Here is a 10,341-nt window from a genome sequence, read left to right as displayed (position 1 = left end):
ACGCGGGAACGTAGAGCGCAAGACCGAGCGCTGCCACTGAGACCAGGGTGAAGAGCTTGTTCACGACGAGACCTCCTTGCGGTGGTGACCAGCAGCCGAACGGCTGCTCGGAGCAGAAGGCTCCCCTGGGCGCCGTGGATGAACCCGGACGCCCCCTGCCCACAGTGCCGAGCCTGGAAAGGTCTCGGCACTACTCTCTTCTCCTCTTGGGGAGATTGTCAAACGACGCGAGGAAAGACCGCCAGGCGTGTGGGATTGTGGCCGGGGACGTCGAATGACATTCCCCGACCGAACCTGCTGAGGCGCGATAGCCGCCATACAGCTGGCGCCGGCCGCATCTCATCACAAGACAGTCGGCGGGGTCTCGAAGCCCCAAGCCGCCAAGGCTCATGGACGCACTCGAACTCGAAGAGACACGGCAGAAGCTGTACAATCGCCTGCCGCTCGTGGGGGCTCGCCAGCGACAGCAGGCAGCCGAGGCACTGGCGGCGGCCGCCATGGCCGGTCACCCGCAGCCCGCGCGCGTCCTCGCGGAGGCGCTCGCGTCGCACTTCGACGACAAGATCAAGCAGATGGCGTTCAACGCCCTGCGCGAGCTGCAGCAGACCCGCACCGTGAACGCGGTGTGCGCGGTCTGGGAGAGCACCCGCAGCGCCGACCTGGCTGCGCTCATCAAGGACTGCCGCTGGGTCGCCACCACGCCGTTCGAGCTCCGGGTGGCCACCGCGCTGCTGGCGCGAAGAACGAGCATCTTCGAAGACGATGACCCCCAGATGGCGGTGGCGCTCCTCGAGGCGTGCACCTCGACCGATACGCTGGTGGCCCGCGAGGCGGCCCGTGCCGTCACCCTCATCAGCGACGCGGGGATGCGCGAGACCATCTGTGAGCTCGTCACCTACAGGGAGTTCACCGCTCCCGCAATCGACGCGGTCGTAAACGGGGGGTACGCGCCCAGCGAGAAGCCGACCCGCGCCCTGTTCTTCCTGCTCACGGGTCAGACCCAGCAGCTGCAGACGCTGCCGGACGCTCCGACACATCTGTGGCGCGCCTATGACGAAGCCGACCTGAAGCTGAAGTCACGCGCGCTGAGCGGCCTTCGTCAGGCGGCCCGCGCCGAGTGGATCCCGTGGCTGTTCTCCGACGAGCGGCTGAAGCTGTCGGTGGTGAACCGGCTCGAATGGGAGACCGCCTTCGAGGTTCTGAGATTGTCGAATGCGCTCGAGCTGCTGTGGAAGATGTCGAAGGTCTGCCCCCCCGAGATGAGCGCAGAGATCCTCGAGCTGCTGCACGATCGCGACTACATGCCATCGAGCCTCGAGGAGACGGGGGTCATGCGCGACCTCTATCGCCTCCGCCCCCAGCCCGCCAGCCACGGCAGGCTCTACCTCGACGAGCCGCAGAACCAGGCCACCCTGACCACGGGGCTGCCCATCCTCCGAGACGGACGCGGCACCGCCCATTCCAGCAGCTATCGAACCATTGCCTTCGCGGCCGACGGTCGAAGGGTCGTCACGGCAGGCGAGGAGCTGGCGCTGTGGGAGACGTACACGGGCCAGCAGATCTGCGCGATGAACATCGATGCCGATACCCCCTGCGCCTCCGTGCGGCTGATCGCCGCCTCGTATGACGGCGTGATGCTGGCCACCTGCGAAGATCACACCGTGCACGCGCGTCCCGTGAGCCGGATCTGGCTGTGGGCCCTGGGTGATTCGCAACCCGTGACACTCCTCGAGGAAGACCGCCTGGTCAGCGACCTGCAGTTCTCCCCAGACGGGCACACCCTCGCCGTTGCCGGCATCGAGTCAACCCGCATCTGGGATGTTCGCGAGTGGAAGAAGACGCTCATCGGCGAGCTGCCCGGGGCTGTGAGCTGCGTGCGCTGGTGGCCGCGCACGCGCCTGCTGGCCGCCGCAAGCCCCGGCGGGAACGTGCAGCTCTGGGACCCTGGAGATGGCAAGGTCCGGCGAGTGATGCAGGGGAAGGCGCCCGCGGTCTACGACATGCGCTTCGCCCCTGATGGCCGTCACGTGATCACCCTCCACGAAGATGCAAGCGGACGGCTGTGGAGCGTGCAGGACGCCGCCTGTCTTTCGGTGCTCCGACACGAGAGCGGGCTGCGGGCCATCGATTTCTCGCCCGACGGAACGCTGATGGCCACGGGAACAGGAGACGGGAGCCTGCGTCTGTGGCAGGTCGATCCGTTCAAGCTGTTCGTCACCTTGCAGAAAGCGGGTTCCGCGGCGCCGTGCGGCATCCGCAGCATTGCGTTCTCCGCCGATGGCCGACGCCTGGCCTCCACCACCCAGGGGCAGCGTCACGTGGCGGTCTGGTCGCTTACGAACAACCAGCTCGTTGCGGAGTGCAGCGCGATCTGGCCGCAAGGCATGGCCCTCCCGCCGGGAGACCTCGGAGAGCCCGGTGAGCTGCAGTTCAGCCGGAGCAGCGATGCCCTGGCCGCTCGCTTCGGCTCCATCGTACAGGTGTGGATGCTCACGCATCCGCAGCCCTTCGGCGCGATGTCGGCCGGCGACCTGAGAATGGCCGATGAGATGGCCGGACGCATGGCCGACAACATCGACGCGCGCGCCTGGCGGTTCGCCGCCGCAGTGCTGCGGGCCAGGTTCTCATCGATGCCCGCCGACGCCTGACCCGCGCGGTCCACCTCGCCCAAGGTTAACATCCCGGCCACCACCGCAACGCCCCCCCATGGTAGGCTCAAGAGAAGAACAGGTTTCTCTCCGAGGAGTGCCATGGCTGATTCAACGATTGCATCCACCCCATCCGCATGGCGCGTGCGCCAGCTGCGTGACGGCGACAGCGTGCGCATCGTGGGCGTCGAACCCACCGCCATCGCACCCGCGAAAGACACGGTGACGCTGCAGTCGCTCCCCTCGATCATCAGCGAGGATGCCCCTCCACCCGCAACCCGCTACGAAGAGGTGGTGTACACGAACGGCGCCCTGCCCAAAGAGGCCCGCGCCTTCGCAGAAGCCGCGGCGGTGCAGGGCCGCAGGCCCTGGCCCGGTTCTGAGGTGCGCACCATCGCGTCTTCCGGCCAGATCGAGAACCGAATCAACCTCACCATCGTGGGCGATGGCTACACGGCGGCGCAGAAAGACCAGTTCTTCGCTGACGCCCAGCGCATGACCGACGACCTCTTCTCCGCCACCACGTTCAAGAGCTACCTGCCGCTCTTCAACGTGCACGCGGTGTTCGTGCCCTCGAACCAGTCCGGGCTCACCGACGGCAGCGACGAGCGCGACACCGCCCTGGGTCTCTACCGCTCTCCCGCGGGCTCGAAGCGGGGCATCATGCCCGGCAATCCCGATGCCATCGATCGCGCTGTCGCCCTCGCGCCGGCCACCGACTACCCCATTCTCATGGCCAACGATGACTTCTACGGCGGCCTCGGCGGCCAGTACGCCATCACCACCCGCTCCGAGCGCAGCGGCAAGGTGGTTCTGCGCCACGAGCTCGGCCACAACTTCGGCAACGTGGGCGAAGAGTATGACGGCGGCTATGTCTACGACGGCGCCAATCACTCCGACAGCGCGGACGTGCCGTGGAAGGCCTGGGTCGACGGCGATCTGCAGGCATTCTCCGGCAAGCCGCTGGTGGGCGAGTACCCCTGGCGCAACCTCAAGGACGGCCCGATCAACTACACGTTCAAGGTCGAAGGGCCGCACGACGGACAGCGCCCGAGCCTGCGCATCGACGGCAGCTTCGTCGGGTGGGAGACCAAGGACGACGTGCAGTTCCTCCTCGACGGCAAGCCCATCGAAGCCCAGATCGACCCCACCAACGATCGCGGGTTCTTCCTCATCGGAACGGCGGACGACATCGCCCCCGGCAAGCACAAGCTCACCGTTCAGGAGAAGGTGCCCGATGGCGACAACCAGCTCGCCAGCATCCGCGTTACGCAGTATCAGCCCGGCTACGACTTCACCCCCGGCAAGATCGGGGCGTTCCCCTCGTTCAACGACTGGGGAAGCATGAGCGGCTATCGCCCCACGCACGAGTCGTGCCTCATGCGCGACATGACAAACCCCGAGTTCTGCGCCATCGACAAGGAGAACATGTGGCACCAGTTCCTCGAGCGGGTGAGCCTCATCGACGGCCTCAGCGTGGGCATCGGCGGGGGCACCGGTGGAGGGGGCACCGGTGATGACGGTGATGGCGACGATGGCGGCGGTGACAACAGCCATACCCGCGTGATCGCCCTGCGCACCCCGTCCCTCGACGGCCTCCAGATCAAGTGGTCGAAGGTTCTGCCGGACGGCCAGGAAGAGCCCCAGCCCAAGCTCAACGGCAAGAAGCGCTGGCGCCCGGCCGACGACGACCACAGCACCTATCGCGTGCACGTGTCGTACGCCACGCCAGAGGTGCGCACCTACGACGAGCACTTCACCGCGTCGCGCGACGTGAAGCTCTGACTCGGTCTCCGCAATCAGCGCGAAGACTCGAGCAGCGCCTGTGCGGCGGCTCGAACCACCTCGTCCTGCCGCGCCTGCGAGTCCCGCACAAGGCGCCCCAGCACGACCTTCTGGTAGGGATCGGCAGGGGCGTTCGCGTCAGGGTTCCCCGCGGCGCGAAGGTCGACGAGCGCGTCTGAGAGCGCGGTGGGCGTGGCGGGCGCGGTGACCCGGGTCTGGGCGCGCGCCACGTGGGCGGCCGTTGACTTTGGAATGGCGTCGAGCCACGTCTGCTGAAAGGCGAGCAGCCGCGGCCAGTCTTCCTGACCGCCCCCGCGGAAGTCGAGATCGCCCCCCACCGCGGAATAGAAGGTGCGCAGGTCGTAGCCCAGGCTCACCCGATTGCCTGGGGCCGCGCGCAGCTCAGCGGCCACGGCTTCAAGAACGCCGAATCGGCTTGCGTCCATCTCATCGCGGATCGCGTTGTAGAGAACAAGCCGCTGCTGGCTCTCACGCGCTGACAGCGAAGGCGGATGCAGCAGCCCTCGCGCCCGTTCGACATCGGCGGCGCTCGGCGAAGCCGTGACAGGGGGAGCGTGCTGCCCGTGCGGCTCGAGGAAGCGGGCGGCCAGGGCGATGACCACGATGATACCCGCAAGCCATGCAAGGTCTCTGCGCATGCCGCCAAGATTCGTTGGAGACGCGCCTTCTCCCCGCTCAGGACAGGGGCGCGGTGAGGTTACGGCCTGCCCCGCCCTGGCGCGAAAGCCCCGCGGCGTGACATCGATCACGAAGGGGATTTCCATCTGTGGCTCGTTTCACAGTCTGGCGCGAGAGACGGGTGTAGACTCTGGATATGAAGAACAACATCTCCTCAATCAAGCGAACCATCACCCTCACCATCGCCCTGGCCATCATCGGCCTGACCGCTGCCCACGCTGACGCGGGCCGCACCATCCGCCTCGCGAACCTCGCGACCACCGTTCCCACCAACCTGCAGGTGACCGAGAGCGGCGGCGGCGCCGCCGTCACCGACGCCTCCCAGACCTTCGTCGCTGTCATCAAGCCCCACGGGTATGCGAGCTTCGAAGCCCTCGCCCCAGAGCTGAACCTCGAGCAGGACGGGTTCCAGCTCGTCGGCCAGGTGCAATCGCTGGGCGGCAGCGACCGCTGCTTCCGCGCAGCCCGCCAGACCAACGAGGGCTGGCTCATCGCCGACGCATTCGTCCGCTTCTCACCCTACGGCGGCGGCGCCGCGGTCATCTGCATCGCGAAGGAGCCGTACGCCCAGGCCGCCTACTACCAGGGTCTCGGCATCGCCCAGCGGATGCAGTTCAGCCGCACCCAGACCGCCCCCACCCGCGGCGGTCACGGCAACGGCATCGCAGCGGCGCTGAGCGGCAAGCACCTGCTCTACCTCTACACGGGGAACGGCTACAGCGAGCGCAAGGACCTCTACCTCTACAGCAACGGCCAGTTCGTCTACCGCTCCGACGCCTCCAGCCTGTCGATGAACGGCTCGGGCGTTGTCGCGGGTGGCTCCGACGGCCAGTGGACGGTGTCGCCCGACGGCAGCCTCGTGCTCCAGTTCAACGACGGCAGCGTGTCGAGCTTCACCATCGCGCCGGGCAACGCGGGCAACGAGATCATGCTCAACGGCCGCCGCGTGTTCGTCCTCAACGACTGACCGCCCCGTGCTGACTACGCCCGCTTCGCCCCGACCCGCTCGGCGATGTAGCCGATGACCTTGTCGAGAGCCACCCGCTCCTGCTGGCCACTGTCGCGCTCGCGCACAGTGGCCGTCTGGTCTTCCTTCGACTGCCCGTCGACGGTGACGCAGAACGGGGTCCCCGCCTCATCCATGCGCGCGTAGCGCTTGCCGATCGACTGCTTCTCGTCGAACTGGGCCGGCCCCACCTGACGCTTGAAGTCGCGGTAGAGCTTGTCGGCGATCTCGGGCAGGCCGTCCTTGTTCACCAGCGGGAAGAAGCCCGCCTTGATGGGGGCCAGGCTCGGCGCGAAGCGCATCAGCTCGGGGCTGGGGCGCGACTCGTCGACGTCATAGGCCTCGCAGATGACGGCGAGCAGTCCGCGCGTGAGGCCGGCCGCGGGCTCGATGACGTGCGGCACGTAGCGCTCGTTGCGCACCGGGTCAAAGTACTCGAGCTTCACACCGCTGTGCTTGATGTGCTGCGAGAGGTCGAAGTTCGAGCGGTACGCGATGCCCTCGAGCTCGCTGAAGCCCTTCTCGCCGCTGAACGGAAAGGCGTACTCGACGTCGGCGCAGCCGCCCGCGTCCTTGGCGTAGTGGGCCAGCTCGTCGGGCTCGTGGTCGCGCAGGCGCAGACGCTCGCCGGCGAGGCCCAGCGAGCACCAGAAGTCGAAGCGGGTCTTGCGCCAGAACTCATACCACTGGGTGGCCTCGCTCGGGTGGCAGAAGAACTCCATCTCCATCATCTCGAACTCGCGCGAGCGGAAGATGAAGTTGCGCGGCGTGATCTCGTTGCGGAAGCCCTTGCCGATCTGGGCGATGCCGAAGGGCACCTTCACGCGGCTGGTGTCGAGCACGTTCTTGAAGTTGTAGAACATGCCCTGGGCCGTCTCGGGGCGCAGATACGCCACCGATGACGGGTCTTCGAGCGCCCCCACATAGGTCTTGAACATGAGGTTGAAGGTGCGCGGCTCGGTGAGCTGACAGGCCTCGGCCGCGCCCGCGAGCTTGCTCGGCTTGTTGGGGCAGGGCGACTCATCGAGGGCGTCAGCGCGGAAGCGTGCCTTGCAGGTCTTGCAGTCGACCATGGGGTCGGAGAACCCCTCGACGTGACCGCTGGCCTCCCAGATCTTCGGGTGGCTGATGATGGCGCAGTCGATGCCCACCACATCGAGCTCGCGGCCGTCCGGCCCGGTCGGAGGGTTGCGCACCATGGCGTCCCACCAGCGATCGCGCAGGTTGTTCTTGAGCTCGATGCCCAGCGGGCCGTAGTCCCAGAAGCCGTTCAGGCCGCCGTAGATCTCAGACGACGGGAAGATGAACCCGCGCCGCTTGCAGAGAGCGACGATCTTCTCCATGAGGGCGGTACCGCTGGGACGTGCCATGCCTGTGCTCCTTGTGCGATGGATGCCCCCCCCGACGCAACCGCTTCGAGCCGCGCGTGGGGGCCTGGGAGATTAGGTGAACACCCCCAGGTGTCCTCCAGCCCGCCTGCTCTCGGGGCGGCGAGGAGAGGTCAGTGCCAGACCGCCAGTGACGTGCGCCAGGCGTCCGCCTGCTCTCGGGGTGGCGAGGAGAGGTCAGTGCCGGACACATCTCGTCGCACAACGGCAACATCTGCGCCAACACGGTTAACATCGCCGCAACATCCTGTCAACCGTGCACGCGAGAGACGGCAATCGTGGCGCAGTACGATGCGAAGCAGGAAGTGACACGCGAAGCCCAAGCTCACCCCACGCTCGAGAAGCCGGCCCGATCTCTTCATACGTCAGGAGGTCGATCCCGCGGGTGAGGAACGGGCCGTCGCGCATGACAGGAAGAGGAGAAGTCCAATGCCATCCACGTTCGTACCGGGTCCCGTTCGCCTGAGCCTTCAGATCGTCGCCGGCGCGGCCGCCGTCCTCATCTTGCTCGGTTTTGGGTCGACGCTGCTGACAACCGATCAGGGCGAGCTGCTGGGGGAGCTCGTGGGAAGGCTGTCTATCACGCACGTGGTGCTCACACTGCCGTGCCTCGGTGCCATGATGCCCCGCAACCGCAGCAGAGCACGTGTCACAAAGCCCTGAGGTCTCCCGACAGCACGTCCCCCTGTGCCATTGAGCGCATATGCGCTCATCCACGGCGACTTGAGCGCATATGTGCTCATCCACGGCGACTTGAGCGCATATGCGCTCATCCACGGCGACTTGAGCGCATATGCGCTCATCCACGGCGACTTGAGCGCATATGCGCTCATCCAGAGCGCATATGTGCTCATCCACGGCGACTTGAGCGCGACAAACCAGAGAGAACGCTGCCCAGGAGAAGAGGCGAGACGAGGTCAACGCTGACCCGGCGGCGACAGTCGCTGAAGGGAAGCAGGTCCAGCGCCGCCCATGACTCGAGGCGCGCCCGACACGGTCGCAGCCTCGACTCATGGAGACCTCCATGCACACCTCGATCCGCACCCTCCTCTGCGGCGCTGCCCTTGTCGCTGCCCTCAGCACGTCGGCCTTCGCCGACTTCCGCTACACCACCGAGTCGACCATATCGGTCGAAGGTCAGACCCAGCCCATGATGACCACCACCACCCAGGTGAAGGGCAACAAGGAGCGCGTCGACATGGCGATGCAGATGGGGCCCATGAAGATGCAGCGCACCACCATCACCTCGTGCGGCACCCGCCAGCGCATCGAGGTGAGCGACGCCGCGCGCGTCTACGCAACGCAGGCCATGAATCCCCTCACCTCCGCGCTCGGCCAGGCCGACACTCGCAAGAAGAACCGCCGCGAGCACCAGCAGGGCACAGGAAAGATCACCACCACCCTCACGATCAAGGACCTCGGCCGCGAGAAGGTCGGCCAGTTCGACACCGAGCACTACGTCATCACGATGCAGATCGAGAGCAGCGGCTGCGCGGGCAGCGCGAACAACGAGATCAAGTCGGAGATCTGGGTGGCCCCGAAGGCGCACACGTTCTACTGCCCCGAGATGTGCAAGCCGGAGCACGTGGTCGAGAACGACGGGTGCAAGGTGACCTACGTGATGAAGGGCGACCTCACCCGTTTCGCGGCCATCCAGCAAGGGCTCGTGGTGAAGCGCGTGTGCGTCCTCGACGGCGGTTCGAAGATGACCATGCTCGTCACCGCGTACGAAGACAACATGACCCTCGACGAGAGCACCTTCAACGTGCCGGCCGGCTACAACAAGGTGTCCCCCGAAGAGTTCGAGAGCGCCGTCATGAACGCGATGATGCAGCAGATGCGTCGCGCTCCCGACAGCGACCAGTAGGCGAACACCAGGCGACCACCCGGCGACCACCCGACGACCACCCGGCGAACACCAGGCGACCCTCAGATCCGCCGGCCCGCCACCGCGGCAGACCCTCGCCCGATCACGCGCACAGGCTGAGGCGCGGCGTGGCGAGGGCTGCCGCGTCTTCATCAGATGAAGCAAGCGCGTCGTCGTCTCGCAGTGCGGCTCGAACGGCCTCGACGGCCTCGAGCAGCAGCCCCGTCTCTCCGCACTCGAGATAGGCGGCAAGCCGGTCGTGGGCCTCGGTGAACGCGGGAGGGGGCGTCACAGCGACAAGCGCGCGCAGGCTCACGTCGGGCCGCGCGCCGCGCAGCACCGCGCTCACGCCGTCGCACACGTCGGCCGCAAACCCTGGTGCAAGCTCGGCCGCGCCGCGCCCCTGACACTCGGCCACGCACTGGAAGGCGTCGCTTACGCGTCTCAAGGCGGCTTCCGCGGCGGTCAGAACGGTGTCGACCGGACGCTGGCGATCGAGCAGGCGCTCGGCCGCCGCGCGAAGCTCGACAAGTGCGGCGTCCACCCCGGCCACAGCGGCCGCGCCGGCGTCGCTGGCGAGGAGGCGCCGAGAAGCGCTGTCGGTCCAGTGGCGGGTGAGGCGATCGATGAGGCGGCGCGCGCGCTTCACGCCGAATGCCCACCCCTCGCGGGGCAGCTCGCGCGCGCGATGGAGCAGCTCGTCGAGCTCACTCCCCGCGTGCAGGGGAACGGCGGCAAAGCGCGCGTGGCGCTCGGCGGTCTCGCGCTGCCAGCCCTGCTGCCAGTCGAGGAATTCGGCGAGCTCGTCTGCGCCGAAGCGGATCTCGGCCACCGCGCGCTCGATCTCGGGTATCGCAAGCGCCTCCGTCGCCACACTCCCAGCGGGCAGGGCGCGCTCGAGGCGAGCTGTGCCCTGGCGAAGGGCGAGCAGGCCGGTCGCTGCCGAGA

Annotated in this window: 9 protein-coding genes; 6 read left to right on the top strand and 3 right to left on the bottom strand. The window is 67.2% G+C overall.

What is annotated here, in order from left to right; translation table 11 throughout:
* Positions 1-389 precede the first annotated feature (389 nt).
* Both EB084_11875 and EB084_11870 read left to right on the top strand, forming a co-directional pair.
* Complete coding sequence (locus tag EB084_11875; GenBank protein ID NDD28953.1) at positions 390-2,648, top strand: WD40 repeat domain-containing protein; 2,259 nt, start codon at positions 390-392, stop codon at positions 2,646-2,648.
* Positions 2,649-2,750: 102 nt separating this feature from the next.
* A complete protein-coding gene (locus tag EB084_11870) occupies positions 2,751-4,433 on the top strand; it encodes a hypothetical protein (GenBank protein NDD28952.1) in 1,683 nt (560 codons plus the stop codon).
* 14 nt (positions 4,434-4,447) lie between these two features.
* On the opposite strand, the gene EB084_11865 is transcribed toward EB084_11870, so the two are convergent.
* Entirely contained in the window at positions 4,448-5,092 is a 645-nt protein-coding gene (locus tag EB084_11865) for a hypothetical protein (GenBank protein NDD28951.1), read from the bottom strand.
* 176 nt (positions 5,093-5,268) lie between these two features.
* On the opposite strand from EB084_11865, the gene EB084_11860 reads away from it, so the two are divergent.
* On the top strand, positions 5,269-6,099 hold the full coding sequence (locus tag EB084_11860) for a hypothetical protein (protein ID NDD28950.1): 831 nt from the start codon (positions 5,269-5,271) through the stop codon (positions 6,097-6,099).
* Positions 6,100-6,113: 14 nt separating this feature from the next.
* Here EB084_11860 and EB084_11855 read toward each other — a convergent pair whose 3' ends face one another.
* On the bottom strand, positions 6,114-7,481 hold the full coding sequence (locus EB084_11855) for a glycine--tRNA ligase (protein NDD28949.1): 1,368 nt from the start codon (positions 7,479-7,481) through the stop codon (positions 6,114-6,116).
* Positions 7,482-7,955: 474 nt separating this feature from the next.
* On the opposite strand from EB084_11855, the gene EB084_11850 reads away from it, so the two are divergent.
* The 3 genes from EB084_11850 (at position 7,956) to EB084_11840 (ending at position 9,393) form a co-directional block, all read left to right on the top strand.
* On the top strand, positions 7,956-8,189 hold the full coding sequence (locus tag EB084_11850) for a hypothetical protein (GenBank protein NDD28948.1): 234 nt from the start codon (positions 7,956-7,958) through the stop codon (positions 8,187-8,189).
* A 30-nt stretch (positions 8,190-8,219) separates the two neighbouring features.
* A complete protein-coding gene (locus tag EB084_11845) occupies positions 8,220-8,453 on the top strand; it encodes a hypothetical protein (protein NDD28947.1) in 234 nt (77 codons plus the stop codon).
* Between the two features lie 85 nt (positions 8,454-8,538).
* Positions 8,539-9,393 carry a hypothetical protein gene (locus tag EB084_11840; protein ID NDD28946.1) on the top strand — a complete coding sequence of 285 codons (855 nt, stop codon included), beginning with the start codon at positions 8,539-8,541 and terminating at the stop codon, positions 9,391-9,393.
* A 103-nt stretch (positions 9,394-9,496) separates the two neighbouring features.
* On the opposite strand, the gene EB084_11835 is transcribed toward EB084_11840, so the two are convergent.
* The coding region (locus EB084_11835; protein NDD28945.1) for a hypothetical protein at positions 9,497-10,341 on the bottom strand (845 nt) is incomplete at its 5' end.

This window comes from Pseudomonadota bacterium, assembly GCA_010028905.1.
In the GTDB taxonomy this organism is placed as follows: Bacteria; Vulcanimicrobiota; Xenobia; order RGZZ01; family RGZZ01; genus RGZZ01.
Note: the sequence above shows the minus strand (reverse complement) of the source record. Positions and strands in the feature narration are given on the sequence as shown.

Bases quoted from the DNA above. Each gene is read 5' to 3' on its own strand.
- EB084_11875 (NDD28953.1), top strand. From the start codon at position 390: ATGGACGCACTCGAACTCGAAGAGACACGGCAGAAGCTGTACAATCGC.
- EB084_11870 (NDD28952.1), top strand. From the start codon at position 2,751: ATGGCTGATTCAACGATTGCATCCACCCCATCCGCATGGCGCGTGCGC.
- EB084_11865 (NDD28951.1), bottom strand. From the start codon at position 5,092: ATGCGCAGAGACCTTGCATGGCTTGCGGGTATCATCGTGGTCATCGCC.
- EB084_11860 (NDD28950.1), top strand. From the start codon at position 5,269: ATGAAGAACAACATCTCCTCAATCAAGCGAACCATCACCCTCACCATC.
- EB084_11855 (NDD28949.1), bottom strand. From the start codon at position 7,481: ATGGAGAAGATCGTCGCTCTCTGCAAGCGGCGCGGGTTCATCTTCCCG.
- EB084_11850 (NDD28948.1), top strand. From the start codon at position 7,956: ATGCCATCCACGTTCGTACCGGGTCCCGTTCGCCTGAGCCTTCAGATC.
- EB084_11840 (NDD28946.1), top strand. From the start codon at position 8,539: ATGGAGACCTCCATGCACACCTCGATCCGCACCCTCCTCTGCGGCGCT.